The sequence below is a fragment of the Pacificoceanicola algae genome, from assembly GCF_049341065.1.
Lineage (GTDB): Bacteria > Pseudomonadota > Alphaproteobacteria > Rhodobacterales > Rhodobacteraceae > Pacificoceanicola.
This window is the reverse complement of record NZ_JBMPIX010000014.1, coordinates 82099-97453: the sequence shown is the minus strand read 5'-3', so window position 1 is coordinate 97453 and position 15355 is coordinate 82099. Positions and strand designations below refer to the sequence as shown.

Here is a 15355-nt window from a genome sequence, read left to right as displayed (position 1 = left end):
CCAAAGCCCCCAGCGGCAATCAACATCCCGTCGTGCAAAAGACCGTCAAGGGCCTCCGCAGCCGAGCCATATACTTTTTGCATAGATGAGCTCCCCTGATTTCTGTGCTGGGGGAGTTTTCGCCGCAGGGCAGCAGAGAGTCAATGACACCAACTGCCCTGCGCGCGCTAACATCAGATCATGCGGACCTGGGTGCCAATTTCGGTAATTGCAAAGAGTTCGGCAATCTTTTCGTTATACAGACCGATGCAGCCGTCCGACGACGGGCGCCCGATCTTACGGGTGTCATGGGTGCCGTGGATCAGATATGCGGGCCAGTCCAGATACATCGCATGAGTGCCCAGCGGGTTGTCAGGTGCGCCGCCTTCAACTGGGTGCCAGTCAGGGAAACGTTCCATCTGGCTGGCCGTCGGCGTCCAGGTCGGCCCAACCTTCTTGCGCACAATTTCGGTATAGCCGCGCCTGGTCAGCTCGTCGGTCTTCGGCACCGAGGTCGGATAGACACGGTAATCGCTTCCGTCGGCCGACCAGTAGTGCAAGGCCCGCGATCCGGTGTCGCAAACGATGCAGCCAACGCCCAAGGTTTCAAAGTGATCACGCCAGTCCTGCGAAACAAAGCTCGAAACATTGCGGCGGGTGAAATCTTCGCTTGCGCGGGCAATGGCCGGGGTCATCAAAGTGGCTCCGACGCCCGCGATCATCCCGCGCCGTGATATCAGTGTAGTGGTCATGACTCTGCCTTTCCTGCTCGCTGTTCGGGCGCGACAGAACCATGTTCGCAAGGCATTTAAAAATCACATCTGCATTACAAGATGCGTGAGCCTGGCGCGGATCGGCAAAAGGCCGCCCAAAATCACTCGTCGGACTTGGGGGCGGCCTTTTTCGTCGTCTTTTTCGCTGCCGGTTTCTTGGCCGCAGGCTTTTTCGCGGCAGCTTTTTTCGGCGCCGCTTTCTTCTTACCGCCCTTGGAGGCCTTTTCGTTGATCAACTCAAGCGCCATTTCCATGGTAACCTGATCCGGCTCCACGCCTTTGGGCAGAGTCGCGTTGATCTTTTCGTATTTGATGTAGGGGCCATAGCGCCCTTCCATCACATTTATCGCGCCGCCATCGGGATGATCGCCCAGCTCTCTCAGAGGCTTGGCCGCCGTTCGGCCGCGCCCGCCTGGATTGGCACGCTTTTCCGCCAGAACCTCGACCGCGCGGTTCATGCCGATTTCAAAGACATCGTTGGGGTCCTTGATATTCGCATAGACCGGCTTTTCCTCGTCCGGGAGTTGGTGCATCAGATAGGGGCCAAAGCGGCCAAAGTTGGCTTTGATCACGCCGCCTTCCGGGTGCTCGCCCACTTCGCGCGGCAGGCTGAGAAGGGTCAGCGCCTTGGCAAGGTCCATGTCGTCCTTGTTCCAGCCGCGCGGCAGCGAGGCGCGTGGCGGTTTCTTGTTCTCGGGCGTCGGTTCGCCGCGCTGAACATAGGGACCAAAGCGGCCCGCCTTGAGCCAGATTTCATCCCCGGCGTCCTCGCCCAACAGGCGTTCGTCGCCCTCGGCTCCCTCGCCCGCGATGGGGCGGGTATAGGTGCACTCAGGGTAGTTGCCGCAGCCGACAAAGCCCCCAGTACGCGAGGTTTTCAGGTGAAGCTGACCGACGCCGCACTTGGGGCAAATACGCGGGTCAGTGCCATCCTCGCGGGGCGGATAAAGCTGCGGCGCCAGCGCTTCGTCCAACACGTCGAGCACTTCGGAAATTCGCAGGTCCGAGGTTTCCGAGATCGCCGCGCTGAAATCACGCCAGAACTTGGCGAGCAGTTCCTTGTAATCCTCGTCACCGGCAGAAACCTGATCAAGCTCATCCTCCAGCGCGGCGGTGAAATCGTACTCCACGTAGCGTTTGAAGAAGTTGAGCAGGAAGATCGTGACAATCCGGCCCTTGTCCTCGGGGAAAAGGCGGTTCTGTTCCTTGCGAACGTATTCGCGATCCTGAATCGTGGTGATCACGCTGGCGTAGGTCGAGGGGCGCCCGATGCCAAGCTCTTCCATGCGCTTGACCAGCGTTGCCTCGGTATAGCGCGGCGGCGGCTGGGTGTGGCTTTGCAATGCGAGGATCGCGCCGTTGGACGACAGGATCGCCGCGCCGTTCTTTTGCATGGCACCGGTGTCACCGCTCTCGATCACCGAGTCGGTCTTTTCACCGGCCTTGTCATAGGCCCCTTGCAAGGAGCCCGCCGCGAATTTCGCCGGCTCGCCCTGCATAATCTGCGGCAGGCGCTTGTCGTCGTCCTCCACCGGCTCATCGCGGCCCTCTTCGTAGACCTTGAGAAAGCCGTCAAAGACTACAACCTGTCCTGTCGCGCGCAGGCCCACCTGCCCGTCTTCGCTGGCAATTTCAACTGTGGTGCGCTCGAACCGGGCGCCTTCCATCTGACAGGCCAGCGTGCGCTTCCAGATCAGATCATACAGCTTGCGCTGATCATCCTCGGTCAGCTTCAGAGCGCTTGCGTCCTTGGTCATATCCGTCGGGCGGATGCATTCGTGGGCTTCCTGCGCGTTCTTGGCCTTGTTCTTGTAGATGCGCGGATTGGACGGGACATATTCCGCGCCAAAGCGATCCTTGATCGCATCGCGGCAGGCGGTGACCGCCTCGGGCGCCATGTCGATGCCATCGGTCCGCATGTATGTGATGTAGCCCGCCTCATAGAGCCGCTGCGCCGCGTTCATCGCCTGACGTGCTCCCATGCCAAATTTTCGGCTGGCCTCTTGCTGAAGGGTCGAGGTCATGAAAGGCGCCGACGGGTTGCGGCTGGCGGGCTTGGCCTCGACGCTGGCAACGCTGAGGGCCCGGCTGGACACCGCCTGCACCGCCATCTCAGCCTGCGTTGCATTGGCCAGATCGAACTTGTCGAGCTTTTTGCCTGCGAGTGTCGTCAGGCGCGCTTCGTAGCTTTGACCGCGCGGCGTAGAGAGTTGGACTTTGACCTGCCAGTATTCACGCGGATTGAAGGCCTCGATCTCCATCTCGCGCTCGACGATCAAGCGCAGGCAGACGGATTGCACCCGACCTGCCGACCGCGCCCCGGGCAGCTTGCGCCAAAGCACCGGCGACAGATTGAAGCCCACAAGATAATCCAGCGCCCGGCGCGCCAGATAAGCCTCGACCAAGGGCGCATCGATGTCGCGCGGGTTCTTCATCGCCTCGGTCACAGCCGCCTTTGTGATGGCGTTGAAGGTGACGCGGCTGACATGGGTCGATTTCTTGATCGACCGGCGTTTTGTCAGCGCTTCCTTGAGGTGCCACGAGATCGCCTCGCCCTCGCGATCGGGGTCAGTTGCGAGGATCAGGGTGTCATCGGTTTTCAGAGCTTCGGCGATGGCTGCAACATGTTTGCGCGAGTCGTTTCCGATCTCCCATTTCATCTCAAAGCCGTTTTCCGTGTCGACCGATCCGTCTTTGGGGGGCAGGTCGCGCACGTGCCCGTAAGAGGCAAGAACTGTGTAGTCGGAACCAAGATACTTGTTGATTGTCTTGGCTTTAGCTGGGGATTCGACGACTACGACAGGCATTTGGCGGCTAACCTCTTACGTGAAATTCGGGGCGCTTTTGGCTCCGCGTATGGCGTTCCGGGATGTGGGGCGCAAGGGGGAAATGTCAATCACACAGTTGCTGCGACCAACAGGACATGGCTTTCCCAGCCGTGCTCGGCGTGGTTTTGCGCAGACTGATCCACCCGCTATCAGCGCGACACGATCAACGACAAAAGCCCGCCCGGCTGGCGCTGAATCCGGCCTTCGATTTCAAGGTCGGTCAGCACCGGAGAGACCGCGCCGGAGGGGGCGCCCAGATCCCGGATCAACTGATCTTCGGCCAAGGGCGACGGTCCCAAACGCGCAAGGATCTGATTATGCAACTTGGACACATCCTGAAGGCTGCGGCGTTCCGGCGGCGGCGCCGGGAACGCCACGACGGGCGCGGTGGCAGGCTTTTCTGGCGTGCGAAGGTTCAGTTCGGGTTGCAGCGGCATATCAAGTGGCGGCAGTCCTTCGATCACGTCCTCGACCCCACGTACCAGCCGCGCGCCATCGCGGATCAGGATGTTGCACCCCCCTGCCCGCGCGTCCAAAGGGTGCCCCGGCACTGCCATGACATCGCGGCCCTGGTCCAATGCGTTGCGCGCCGTGATCAAAGATCCCGACTTGGCCGCAGCTTCGACCACGACAACAGCACGGGACAGGCCCGAGACAATGCGGTTGCGGGTTGGGAAATGCCGGGCAATCGGCTGCAAGCCCATGGGCTGTTCGCTGATCCGCGCGCCGCCCTCTTCGGTGATCTGCTCACCCAGGCGGGTGTTTTCGGATGGGTAAAGTACGTCGACACCGCCTGCCATCGTGGCGACGGTGCCGCCTTTCAGCGCCGCCAGATGGGCCGCCGTGTCGATGCCGCGCGCCAGCCCCGAAGCCACGGCATAGCCCGCCTCGGACAGCCCTTCGGCCAGAGTGCGTGCCATGCGCAGCCCCAACGATGATGCATTGCGCGCGCCGACAAGGGCAACCATCGGGCGGCTCAGCACCTGCGGATCGCCGATCACCCAAAGGATGGGGGGCGCGTCGGAAAGCTGTGCAAGGTCGGGGGGGTAATGCGGATCGCCAAGGCAGATCATGCGCGCGCCCTTGATCCGGGCGGCTTTCATTTCTGCCAGAACCACGCCTTCGGGGCAAATTTCGTATTTGGCAACACCAGCGGCGCGGGCAACCTCGGGCAAAGCCGCAAGCGCGTCCTGCGCCGTGCCATGTTCGCCCATCAATCTCCAGAAGGTGGCCACGCCAACCCGGCGTGAGCGCAAGAGACGGAGCCACGACACCCGATCATCTTCCGTGGTGGGTGGGAGTGGGGGGTGAGTGGAAGAGTAGCTGTCTTCGAACATCCCGGCTCCGTCATCTTGCACAATCATCTTTAACGCGAGCGAGGTTAAGCAATGGTAAACCACAGCAGGATAATTTTCAGAAATCTGTAACAGACTGAAAAATTAAGATTCCAATCTGCATTTTTTCAACAGCCCGGCGAGCTCGTCCCCGCCCAGATAAGGCCGATGGCTGCGGAAACAACAACCAACACGCCCCACCCAGCATAGCCCCGTGCCATTAGAACGTGCAGTATGACGGCCAGAAGCAAATAGCCGAGGCAACAGCGGCAAGCTGCCCTTGACGGCCTTGCCGATCATGTCAATCAAGACAGCCGTCGCGATCATTGCCGCGATGCTCAGAACGATGGCAGCGAGATGATGGCCAAGACGCGGCACCGCAAGATAGGCGCTGCGAACGACTCGCCAGGGGTGTCAGGCACCCGATCCGCCGACGGTCAGCCCGCCGATCATCACCGTTGGCTGGCCCACGCCGACCGGAACCCATTGCCCCTGCTTGCCGCAGTTGCCCATGCCGGGATCAAGCGCCATGTCGTTGCCCAGCGCCTTGATGCGGTTCAGTGCGGTTGCGCCGTCCCCGATCAGGGTCGCGCCCTTGACAGGTGCGCCGACCTTGCCATCCTTTACCCGGTACGCCTCGGTGCAGGAGAAGACGAACTTGCCGTTGGTGATGTCCACCTGCCCGCCGCCAAAGCCAACAGCCCAGATGCCGTCTTTCAGGTCCGCGACGATATCCACCGGGTCCGCGTCGCCGCCCAACATATAGGTGTTGGTCATGCGCGGCATCGGGATATGGGCATAGCTTTCGCGGCGCCCGTTGCCAGTGGGCTCAACGCCCATAAGCCGCGCGTTCTGGCGATCTTGCATCAAGCCAACCAGCTTGCCGTCCTCGATCAGCACGTTCTTGCCCGATGGCGTGCCTTCGTCGTCTATGGTGATGCTGCCGCGACGGTCAGGGATGGTGCCATCATCCAGAACGGTCACGCCTTTGGCGGCAACCTGCTGGCCCATCAGGCCCGCGAATGCCGACGATCCCTTGCGGTTGAAGTCGCCCTCAAGCCCATGACCAATTGCCTCGTGCAAAAGGATACCGGGCCAGCCAGGTCCAAGCACAATGTCCATGACGCCTGCCGGGGCAGGCTCGGCATCAAGATTGACCAAGGCGATTCGCAGCGCCTCACGCGCCTTGGACTGCCAGTCCTGCGGCGCCAGAAGCCCGTCGAGCGAGACCCGCCCGCCGCCGCCGGCTGTGCCGCTTTCACGGCGACCGTCCTTTTCGACGATCACGCTGACATTGACGCGGGTCATCGGTCGCACATCCGTGACCAAGCCGCCCTCGGGGCGCAGAATCGCAATTTCCTGCAGCGACGCGGCGATGGTTGCGGTGACCTGCACCACCCGCGAATCCAGATCGCGGGCGAAGGCATCAATCTCGCGCAGGGTTTCGACCTTGACCGGGAAATCGGCGCCCGCGATCGGGTCGGCATCGGTGTAAAGCGTGCGGTTGGTCCCCGGAGGCGGAGGCGCCATGACCCCGCCGCCATCCCCAACCGCAAGGCGCGCGGTTTCCGACGCGCGCTTCAGGGCGCTTTCGCTGATTTCGGTGGCATGGGCATATCCGGCCACCTCGCCTTTGACGGCGCGCAGACCGAAGCCTTCGGAGGCGTCATAGCTGGCGGTCTTGATCCGCCCGTCGTCCAGCACCAGCGCCTCGGACCGGCGTCGCTCCAGAAAAAGCTCTCCGTCCTCGGCGCCGGAAAGCGCATCGCGAAGTATGGACGCGGCACGATCACGGTCCAGATGGGTGTCAAAAGGGCGGAAGGGAGCGTCGGCCATAGGGTCCTCGATTTGATCCAGATCAAAAAAAGCGGCGCTTTGCCGCAAGTCTCTGCCTTTAATGGTGAGCCAGAATATGGTTTTAAACGACAGATACGCAATGGGAGGAGCGGATTCTGAGTCTCAGGCTCGGCTTAACCCCTTCCTCGCTGATAGAATACTGACAGATGCACAACCGATCAGGGTGACACATGCAATTCAAATCGATGCTGACGGGCCTCGCCACAGCCTTCATCGCCGCGCCGGCCCTGGCGCAAGATCTAGAAATTGTCGGGCACCCGACCGATGGCAAGATGGGTTTCCAGCCTGCGGCCACGGAACTGGCGCGTGACCTGCAATGGCTCGACGGGCTGCTGGTCTTCATCATCGGCGTTATCTGCCTGATGGTTGTGGGCCTGCTGGTCATCGTCTACGTCAAGTTCAACGAGCGGGCCAACAAGACCCCCGGCACCTTCACGCACAACTCTCCGCTGGAGATCGCCTGGACGTTGGGCCCGATTGTGACGCTGGTTTTCATCGGCGCCTTCTCGCTTCCGGTGCTGTTCAAGCAACAAGAGATCCCCGAAGGCGACGTGACCATCAAGGTCACTGGATACCAGTGGTACTGGGGTTATGAATATGTCGGCACCGATCTGGCGTTTGACAGCTTCATGATCGGCCACCCGGCGACCATGGAAGATCAGGACTACAACGCCGGTGCGCAGGATTTTGTCCGCAGCGACGCGATGAACGCCCGTCTGGAGCGTGCAGGCTACTCCAGCGACGAGTTCCTGCTTGCCACGAACACCTCGGTTGTGGTGCCGGTCGGCAAGACCATCGTGATGCAAATCACTGGCGGCGACGTGATCCATTCGTGGACCATTCCCGCCTTTGGCGTAAAGCAGGACGCCGTCCCTGGTCGTCTGGCCGAACTTTGGTTCAAGCCAGAGCGTGAAGGCGTCTACTTTGGCCAGTGCTCCGAGCTTTGCGGCAAGGACCACGCTTATATGCCGATCACTGTAAAGGTCGTCAGCCAGGAAGCCTATGACGCATGGCTGGCCCGTTCGGTCGAAGCCGGTGACTACACCGACGTCCGCGAAGTTCTGACGAACTGAGCCTGTGCTGCGCCGCCCGGGCGCAGCTTTTCCCACCATCCATAGGTGCGCCGCTCTGGCGCACCTTGACCCGCAAATCCCAAGGGGATGACATGAGCGACGCAAGCTTTGACAGCCGGCCCATCGAAGGCGAAGCGCAGTTTGGCGATTATTTCGCCCTTCTGAAGCCGCGCGTGATGACGCTTGTGGTGTTTACGGCCTTTGTTGGCCTTCTGGCCGCGCCCGCCCCCGTGCATCCCTTTATCGGTTTTGTCGCGATCCTGTTCATCGCCCTTGGCGGCGGTGCGTCGGGCGCGCTGAACATGTGGTACGACAGCGACATCGATGCTGTGATGAAACGCACCCGAAAGCGCCCGATCCCTGCCGGGAAAGTCACACGCGACGAGGCATTTGCCATCGGTATGACACTTTCGGTCTTTGCCTGTGTCTTCCTCGGGCTGGCCACCAACTGGTTGGCGGGCGGCCTTCTGGCCTTTACCATTTTCTTCTACGTGGTGATCTACACCGTGTGGCTCAAGCGGCTGACCCCGCAGAACATCGTCATTGGCGGCGCCGCCGGGGCCTTTCCCCCGATGATCGGCTGGGCCGCTGCAACCGGCGACATCAGCACCGCCTCGGTCCTGATGTTCTGCCTGACGTTCCTGTGGACCCCGCCGCATTTCTGGGCGCTCGCGCTGTTTGTCCGCATGGACTATGACAACGCCACCGTACCGATGCTGACCGTGACCCACGGCCGCAAGGCGACCCGAACGCATATCCTTGTCTACACCATTCTGCTGGCGGCCTTCGCCATTGCGCTTGGCTTCACGCAGGTCGGCGGACCGGTCTATCTGGCGGTGGCGCTGGTATTGAACGCCCTTTTCCTGAAAGGTGCTTATGACATCTGGCGCCGTGACGAAGCTGCATCCGAAGCAGATAATTTCCGCACAGAAAAGAAATTCTTCAAGCTGTCCCTGCTTTACCTCTTTGCACATTTCGGCGCGATCCTGATCGAAGCCGGTCTTGACCGCATGGGGGTTTTCGCATGAGCCTGCGCAAGGAGCACGAACTTCACGAACGCCGCTTCAGCCGCAACCTTGGCGTTGGCCTGACGCTGGCGGCGCTGGTGGCAATCTTTTTCGGAATGACTGTGGTCAAGGTCACGAGGGGCGATTACCAAATGCAACCCACGGGGGTCAGCAATGGCAATTGACGCAAAACAAAAGACCGTCCTGCAATTGGTCGGCGTGGTAACTTTCATGGGCGCGATGGCTTGGGCCTCGGTGCCGCTGTACAGCTGGTTCTGTGCGGTCACGGGCTATGGTGGCTCGACCAGCGTGGCCGAGGCAGGCAGCGACACGATCCTCGACAAGACAATCAAGGTCCGCTTTGACGCAACAACCGACCGCGGCATGCCGTGGGAGTTCAAGCCCAAACAGCTTGAGATGGAGCTGCGCATAGGTGAAGAAGGTTTGGCCTTTTACGAGGCGTACAACCCGACCGACCATCCCATCGCGGGTCAAGCCACCTATAACGTGGCGCCCTTCGATGCTGGCAACTATTTCTTCAAGATAGAGTGTTTCTGCTTTACCGAGCAGGTTCTGATGCCCGGCGAACGGGTTGAAATGCCGGTGGTGTTTTACGTCGATCCCGGTATCGTCGATGATGCGGACGCCAAGTTCATCAAGCATATCACCTTGTCTTACACTTTTTATCAGATCGACCTGCCCGAAGACACGCAGGCCGCTCTTGCAACCGATCAAGACGCTTCGGCGTCTGTGAACTAACGCCTAAGAGGACTGAAGATGGCGCATGAAAAAAACCACGACTATCACATCCTGAACCCCTCTATCTGGCCTTTGGCCGGGGCGGTGGCCGGGTTCATCATGCTTTTCGGCGCGGTGCGGTTCTTCCACGATCACGGCCCGTGGATGCTCATCATTGGCTTCGTTGGCGTGCTTTACGTCATGTTCGGCTGGTGGTCCGAGACCGTCGCCGAGAACAAGGCCGGGGATCACACCCCGGTTGTGCAGATTGGTCTGCGCTACGGCTTCATCCTGTTCATCATGTCCGAGGTGATGTTCTTCTTCGCCTGGTTCTGGAGCTTCTTCAAACACGCGCTCTACCCGATGAACCCCGATGGCTTGTCGCCCAAGATTGACGGCGTCTGGCCGCCGGCCGGGATCGAAACCTTCGACCCCTTCCACCTGCCGCTGATCAACACCCTGATCCTGCTGTGCTCGGGCGCCGCAGCCACCTGGGCGCACCACGCGCTGGTGCACGAGGACAACCGCGAAGACATGAAGTGGGGGCTGATCATCGCCATCGCTTTGGGCGCGATCTTCACCGTGTTCCAGGTCTATGAATACAGCCACGCGGCCTTTGGGTTCGCAGGCAATATTTATGGCGCCAACTTCTTCATGGCGACGGGCTTCCACGGCTTCCACGTTGTGGTCGGCACGATCTTCCTCTTCATCTGCCTGATGCGCGTCTACGCGGGCCACTTCACGCCCCAGCAGCACATCGGCTTTGAAGCGGCGGCTTGGTACTGGCACTTCGTTGACGTTGTCTGGCTGTTCCTCTTCGCAGCCGTCTACATCTGGGGCGGCTGAACCAGCCAAAGCGCGTTTCGCGGGTTGAACCCGAAGCGCCAGAGTGAAAAAAGCAAAGGCGCGCCCCCGGGTGCGCCTTTCGCCATTTTGGGATCTGACGTGAAACGCATTATCGCCCCCCTGCTGTTTGGCCTGATCGGTGCCGCGATCCTTGTGTCGCTTGGCACATGGCAAATGCAGCGGCTCGAATGGAAGCGCGGCATCCTCTCCAAGATCGAAAGCACCATCTCGGGCGATCCCATCGCCCTGCCACAACTGATTTCGCCGAGCGAGCAGGAGTACATGCCCGTTCGGCTGACCGGACAGATCGGGGATCAGGCGCTGTTCGTGCTGGTGTCCGCCAAGCGCGTCGGCGCAGGCTGGCGGGTGATTTCCCCGATGACAACGGTGGAAGGCCGCCGCATCCTGCTTGATCGCGGCTTTACCCCCGTTGAAAACAAGACCGCGCCGCCGCGCGCAGAGCAGATCACTTTGCTGGGCAATCTGCACTGGCCTGACGATCGCAACTCCTCGACCCCTGAAAACGACGTGGCCAAAAACACGTGGTTCGCCCGCGACATCGCCCAAATGGCCGAGTTGCTGGACACCGAACCACTGCTTGTCATCGCGCGCGAGATCGCTCCGCCCGATCCGGGGCTGACGCTTTTGCCGGTGGACACTGCCGGAATTCCGAACGATCACCTGCAATACGCCATCACATGGTTCTCGCTCGCCGTGGTGTGGCTGCTTATGACCGGCGCCCTGATCTGGCGCCGCAGCAAGGAAGACTGACCCATGCGCTATGTCTCGACCCGTGGCCAAAGCCCTGCCCTGACCTTTGAAGAGGCGATGCTGTCGGGCCTTGCCCGCGATGGCGGCCTTTATGTTCCCGAAACCATCCCGCAGATGAGCATGGACGACATTCGCGCCCTGCACGGTCTGTCCTACGAAGACGTCGCCTTTCGTGTCATGCGCCCCTTTGTCGGTGACGGCTTTACCGATGAAGTCTTTGCCGACCTGATCGCCAAGGCCTATGCCGGCTTCGGCCACGGTGCCCGCGCGCCTCTGGTACAGCTTGCACCGGGACACTTTCTGCTCGAGCTGTTCCACGGCCCGACCCTGGCCTTCAAAGACTTTGCCATGCAGTTGATCGGCCAGCTGTTCCAAGAGGCGCTGGAGCGGCGCGGCGAACGCGTGACCATCGTCGGGGCCACATCGGGCGATACCGGATCTGCAGCGATCGAAGCCTTCAAGGGGTTGGATACGGTGGATGTCTTTATCCTGTACCCGCATGGCCGCGTCAGCGAAGTGCAACGCCGCCAGATGACCACACCGACGGAAAGCAACGTGCACGCCTTGGCGATGGACGGACATTTCGACGATTGTCAGGCCCGCCTGAAGGACATGTTCAACGATTTCGAATTCCGCGACGGCGTGCGGCTGGCGGGCGTGAACAGCATCAACTGGGCGCGGGTTCTGGCGCAGGTGGTGTACTATTTCTCGTCCGCGATCAGCCTTGGCGCACCGGATCGCAAAGTCAGCTTCACCGTGCCCACCGGCAACTTTGGCGACATCTTCGCAGGCTATATCGCCAAGCGCATGGGCCTTCCGATTGGCCGTCTGGTGGTGGCGACCAACCAGAACGACATTCTGCACCGTTGCCTGACATCGGGCGGCTACAAGACATCCGAAGTGCACCCTTCGATCAGCCCGTCGATGGACATTCAGGTGTCCTCCAACTTTGAACGCGCGCTTTTTGACGCCTATGGCCGCGATGGCAATGCCGTTGCGCAGCTGATGGGCGAACTCAAGGACGGCGGTTTCAACGTCAGCCAAGGCGCGCTTCAGGCGCTCCGCGAGCATTTTGACAGCGGCCGCGTTTCAGAAGACGAGACGTTGGACACCATCGCGCAGGCCAACCAGAGCATGGGCGAGCTTCTGTGCCCGCATTCGGCCATCGGCGTGCGCGTCGCGGAACAGATGCGCGATCCCGGCACCCCGATGATCACCCTGGCCACCGCGCATCCCGCCAAGTTCCCCGACGCGGTGGAAAAAGCCAGCGGTATGCGCCCGCCCCTTCCATCGCGCATGGCCGACCTGTATGAGCGTCCGGAACGAGTGACCCGGGTTGCCAATGACCTGGGCGCACTCGAAACCTTGATATCGGAGCGTATCGCCAAGTGACCGTCCAAACCGCCACGCTGCCAAACGGCTTTCGCATCGTCACCGAACATATGCCCGGCCTGCAATCCGCCGCCTTGGGCATCTGGGTCACTGCCGGTGGCCGCCATGAGCGCCCCGAGCAGAACGGCATCGCTCATTTTCTTGAGCACATGGCCTTCAAGGGCACCGAAAAGCGCAGCGCGCTTGAGATCGCCGAGGCGATCGAGGACGTGGGTGGCTATATAAACGCCTATACCTCGCGCGAGGTCACGGCCTATTACGCCCGCATTCTGGGCGCCGACACAGAACTGTCGCTGGATGTTATCGCGGATATCCTGCGCAACCCGGTGTTTGACGCCAAGGAGATCGAGACCGAGCGTCACGTGATCTTGCAGGAAATCGGTCAGGCGCATGACACGCCCGACGATGTGGTTTTCGACTGGTTGCAGGAAAAGGCTTATCCGGGCCAACCTTTGGGCCGCACCATTCTGGGCGAACAGGAACGCGTGCGCGCCTTCGGCCGCGAAGATCTGGCGCGCTTTGTTGAAGAACACTATGGCCCCGATCAACTGATCCTGTCAGCGGCAGGCGCGGTGGACCACGACGCGCTGGTGGCACAAGCCGAAAAGCTGTTTGGCGATATGGTGCCGCGCAATGCCAGCAGCGCCGACCCGGGCCGCTTTGCCGGGGGCGAAAGCCGCCACGAGAAGGACCTTGAGCAGGCGCATTGGGCGCTGGCCATTGAAGGCCCCGGCTATCGCGATCCGTCATTCTACACCGCACAGATCTATTCGCTGGCGCTGGGGGGCGGAATGTCGTCCCGCCTGTTCCAGGAGATTCGTGAAAAGCGCGGGCTGTGTTACACCATCTTCGCGCAAAGCGGCGCCTATGCCGACACCGGCATGACAACGATCTACGCAGGCACCTCGGGCGAGGAACTGGGCGAGCTTGCGACCATCACGATCGACGAGATGAAACGCGCCGCGGGCGACATGTCTCAGGTCGAGGTGGATCGCGCGCGCGCTCAGATGAAGGCGGGCCTGCTGATGGGTCTCGAAAGCCCGTCAAGCCGGGCGGAACGCATGGCTCGGATGATCCAGATCTGGGGCAAGGTCCCCCCGATCGAGGAAACCGTCGCCAAGATCGACGCTGTGACCCTTGCCGATGTCCGCAGCTTTGCTGAAACACAGGCCAGTCACGCGCCCGCGGCAATGGCGCTATATGGACCGGTGGCAAAGGCCCCCTCGCTGGAGGACCTGCAAGCGAGACGGGCCCTATGATGTTGCGGGCGCGGCGCAAGCTCAAGCTTGAAACCGAGCGTCTGACGCTCCGCCCGCCCATGCATGCCGATTTCACCCCCTGGACCAGCCTGCGCCGCGAAAGCCGCGATTTCCTGACCCCGTGGGAGCCAAGCTGGGCCGATGACCACCTGTCGCGCCGCGCCTTCACCAACCGTGTCTATTGGGCGTCACGCTCGATCAACGGGTCAAGCGCGCTGCCGCTATTCCTGATCCGCCGCGAGGATGACATGCTGTTGGGGGCCATCACGCTGGACAACATCCGTCGCGGCCCGGCGCAATCAGGGACATTGGGCTATTGGATTGGCCAGCAACATGCCCGCCACGGCTATATGTCCGAAGCGATTCAGGCGGTGGTGCATCATGCCTTTGAAAAGCTGGGCCTCAGCCGGATCGAAGCCGCCTGCCTGCCGGAAAATGTCCCCTCACGCGGGCTGCTGGAACGCTCGGGCTTCAAATACGAGGGCGTGGCGCAAAGCTATCTGCAAATCAACGGGCGCTGGCGCACACATGTGCTTTATGCCTCTTTGCGCAGCGATCGACGCGGCCGGACCACCGTCGGGCTGTAACGACATTTGGCAAAGCCCGGCCGCGCGCTATCCTCTGACAGATCCAGAGGGAGACGCCAATGCACCGACTTCTTGCCGCCTGCCTGATCCTTTTCGCCAGCGCCGCGCATGCGCAGGATCAGCGCCGCCCCAGCCACTGTATCGCCATCGCCGATGCCGCCCCGGGGCTAACCTATCTGCACAAGGCCGCCTGGACCGATCCGGTGCCGGAATATTCGGTGCGTATTCAGTATATCGCCCATGCCTCTTTCCTGATCCAGACACCGGGCGGGCTCGACGTGGTGACCGACTTCACCGGATTTATCGGCAACACCGAGATGATCCCCGACGTGGTGACCATGAACCATGCCCATGACACCCATTGGACCACGGCACCCGACCCCGCCATTCCGCATGTCCTGCAAGGGTGGGGCGAATCCCACGGCGCCGGCATCACTCACCATCTCGATCTAGGTGAGATGCTGGTGCGCAATGTTTCGACCGACATCCGTTCGCAATTCGGCGGGCGCGAGGATAATGGCAACTCGATCTTCATCTTCGAGGTCGAAGGGCTTTGCATCGGCCATCTTGGTCACCTGCACCACGAACCGACGCCCGAACAATACGCCGCGCTAGGCCGCATCGACGTGCTGATGGTGCCTGTGGACGGCGGCTATACCCTGCCTCTGGCCACAGTCATCCGGGTGGTCGAACGGCTGAAATCTTCGGTGGTCATCCCGATGCATTGGTTTTCCGATCTTGCACTTGGCAACTTTCTGGACGGGATGCGCGACAGTTTTGCCATCACCTTTGTCGAAAGCCCATCAATGGAAGTGTCGTTGCGCAGCCTGCCTGACCGCCCGACGATCAGGGTCATGCGTCCGGCTTGGCTGCGCGATCCCGACTAGGGTTTCAAAGAAACGAATTTCGGG

The 15355-nt window shown here is 61.1% G+C and carries 14 protein-coding genes and 1 pseudogene; 10 read left to right on the top strand and 5 right to left on the bottom strand.

Annotation, left to right across the window (positions count from 1 at the left end; translation table 11 throughout):
* The 5 genes and pseudogenes from ACOYQJ_RS18090 to tldD all read right to left on the bottom strand — a co-directional run.
* Positions 1 to 83, bottom strand: a pseudogene (locus ACOYQJ_RS18090) (succinyl-CoA--3-ketoacid-CoA transferase); the annotation flags it as partial.
* A gap of 90 nt (positions 84 to 173) precedes the next feature.
* A complete protein-coding gene (locus ACOYQJ_RS18085) occupies positions 174 to 731 on the bottom strand; it encodes a L,D-transpeptidase (RefSeq protein WP_422907402.1) in 558 nt (185 codons plus the stop codon).
* A gap of 122 nt (positions 732 to 853) precedes the next feature.
* Positions 854 to 3559, bottom strand: a complete 2706-nt coding sequence (topA, locus tag ACOYQJ_RS18080; protein WP_422907401.1) for a type I DNA topoisomerase — start codon at positions 3557 to 3559, stop codon at positions 854 to 856.
* A gap of 170 nt (positions 3560 to 3729) precedes the next feature.
* Positions 3730 to 4917, bottom strand: a complete 1188-nt coding sequence (gene dprA / locus ACOYQJ_RS18075) for a DNA-processing protein DprA (protein WP_422907400.1) — start codon at positions 4915 to 4917, stop codon at positions 3730 to 3732.
* A gap of 411 nt (positions 4918 to 5328) precedes the next feature.
* Positions 5329 to 6750, bottom strand: coding sequence for a metalloprotease TldD (gene tldD, locus ACOYQJ_RS18070; RefSeq protein ID WP_422907399.1), 1422 nt, complete (start codon positions 6748 to 6750; stop codon positions 5329 to 5331).
* A gap of 191 nt (positions 6751 to 6941) precedes the next feature.
* Between tldD and coxB the strand changes: the two genes are divergently transcribed.
* From coxB to ACOYQJ_RS18020, 10 genes are all read left to right on the top strand, one after another.
* Entirely contained in the window at positions 6942 to 7844 is a 903-nt protein-coding gene (coxB, locus tag ACOYQJ_RS18065; RefSeq protein ID WP_422907398.1) for a cytochrome c oxidase subunit II, read from the top strand.
* Between the two features lie 92 nt (positions 7845 to 7936).
* Positions 7937 to 8872, top strand: a complete 936-nt coding sequence (cyoE, locus tag ACOYQJ_RS18060; RefSeq protein ID WP_422907397.1) for a heme o synthase — start codon at positions 7937 to 7939, stop codon at positions 8870 to 8872.
* Positions 8869 to 9036 (top strand): cytochrome c oxidase system small membrane protein, encoded by a 168-nt coding sequence (locus ACOYQJ_RS18055; RefSeq protein WP_422907396.1) that lies wholly within the window; start codon positions 8869 to 8871, stop codon positions 9034 to 9036. Before cyoE ends, ACOYQJ_RS18055 begins: the two co-directional genes overlap by 4 nt.
* On the top strand, positions 9026 to 9610 hold the full coding sequence (locus tag ACOYQJ_RS18050; RefSeq protein WP_422907395.1) for a cytochrome c oxidase assembly protein: 585 nt from the start codon (positions 9026 to 9028) through the stop codon (positions 9608 to 9610). The genes ACOYQJ_RS18055 and ACOYQJ_RS18050 overlap by 11 nt, the downstream gene beginning before the upstream one ends.
* A gap of 18 nt (positions 9611 to 9628) precedes the next feature.
* The gene (locus ACOYQJ_RS18045) at positions 9629 to 10435 is read left to right on the top strand and encodes a cytochrome c oxidase subunit 3 (protein WP_422907394.1); all 807 of its coding nucleotides are present in this window, start codon (positions 9629 to 9631) and stop codon (positions 10433 to 10435) included.
* Between the two features lie 99 nt (positions 10436 to 10534).
* The gene (locus ACOYQJ_RS18040) at positions 10535 to 11206 is read left to right on the top strand and encodes an SURF1 family protein (protein WP_422907393.1); all 672 of its coding nucleotides are present in this window, start codon (positions 10535 to 10537) and stop codon (positions 11204 to 11206) included.
* Between the two features lie 3 nt (positions 11207 to 11209).
* Positions 11210 to 12598 (top strand): threonine synthase, encoded by a 1389-nt coding sequence (thrC, locus tag ACOYQJ_RS18035; protein WP_422907392.1) that lies wholly within the window; start codon positions 11210 to 11212, stop codon positions 12596 to 12598.
* Positions 12595 to 13857, top strand: a complete 1263-nt coding sequence (locus tag ACOYQJ_RS18030; protein WP_422907391.1) for a M16 family metallopeptidase — start codon at positions 12595 to 12597, stop codon at positions 13855 to 13857. Before thrC ends, ACOYQJ_RS18030 begins: the two co-directional genes overlap by 4 nt.
* Entirely contained in the window at positions 13857 to 14444 is a 588-nt protein-coding gene (locus ACOYQJ_RS18025; RefSeq protein ID WP_422907404.1) for a GNAT family N-acetyltransferase, read from the top strand. The genes ACOYQJ_RS18030 and ACOYQJ_RS18025 overlap by 1 nt, the downstream gene beginning before the upstream one ends.
* Before the next feature lie 59 nt (positions 14445 to 14503).
* On the top strand, positions 14504 to 15331 hold the full coding sequence (locus ACOYQJ_RS18020) for an MBL fold metallo-hydrolase (protein WP_422907390.1): 828 nt from the start codon (positions 14504 to 14506) through the stop codon (positions 15329 to 15331).
* Positions 15332 to 15355 lie beyond the last annotated feature (24 nt).

Excerpts from the sequence above, each read along its gene's own strand:
- coxB (WP_422907398.1), top strand. The coding sequence starts at position 6,942 with ATGCAATTCAAATCGATGCTGACGGGCCTCGCCACAGCCTTCATCGCC.
- thrC (WP_422907392.1), top strand. The coding sequence starts at position 11,210 with ATGCGCTATGTCTCGACCCGTGGCCAAAGCCCTGCCCTGACCTTTGAA.
- cyoE (WP_422907397.1), top strand. The coding sequence starts at position 7,937 with ATGAGCGACGCAAGCTTTGACAGCCGGCCCATCGAAGGCGAAGCGCAG.
- dprA (WP_422907400.1), bottom strand. The coding sequence starts at position 4,917 with ATGTTCGAAGACAGCTACTCTTCCACTCACCCCCCACTCCCACCCACC.
- topA (WP_422907401.1), bottom strand. The coding sequence starts at position 3,559 with ATGCCTGTCGTAGTCGTCGAATCCCCAGCTAAAGCCAAGACAATCAAC.
- ACOYQJ_RS18085 (WP_422907402.1), bottom strand. The coding sequence starts at position 731 with ATGACCACTACACTGATATCACGGCGCGGGATGATCGCGGGCGTCGGA.
- tldD (WP_422907399.1), bottom strand. The coding sequence starts at position 6,750 with ATGGCCGACGCTCCCTTCCGCCCTTTTGACACCCATCTGGACCGTGAT.
- ACOYQJ_RS18020 (WP_422907390.1), top strand. The coding sequence starts at position 14,504 with ATGCACCGACTTCTTGCCGCCTGCCTGATCCTTTTCGCCAGCGCCGCG.
- ACOYQJ_RS18050 (WP_422907395.1), top strand. The coding sequence starts at position 9,026 with ATGGCAATTGACGCAAAACAAAAGACCGTCCTGCAATTGGTCGGCGTG.
- ACOYQJ_RS18025 (WP_422907404.1), top strand. The coding sequence starts at position 13,857 with ATGTTGCGGGCGCGGCGCAAGCTCAAGCTTGAAACCGAGCGTCTGACG.
- ACOYQJ_RS18055 (WP_422907396.1), top strand. The coding sequence starts at position 8,869 with ATGAGCCTGCGCAAGGAGCACGAACTTCACGAACGCCGCTTCAGCCGC.
- ACOYQJ_RS18045 (WP_422907394.1), top strand. The coding sequence starts at position 9,629 with ATGGCGCATGAAAAAAACCACGACTATCACATCCTGAACCCCTCTATC.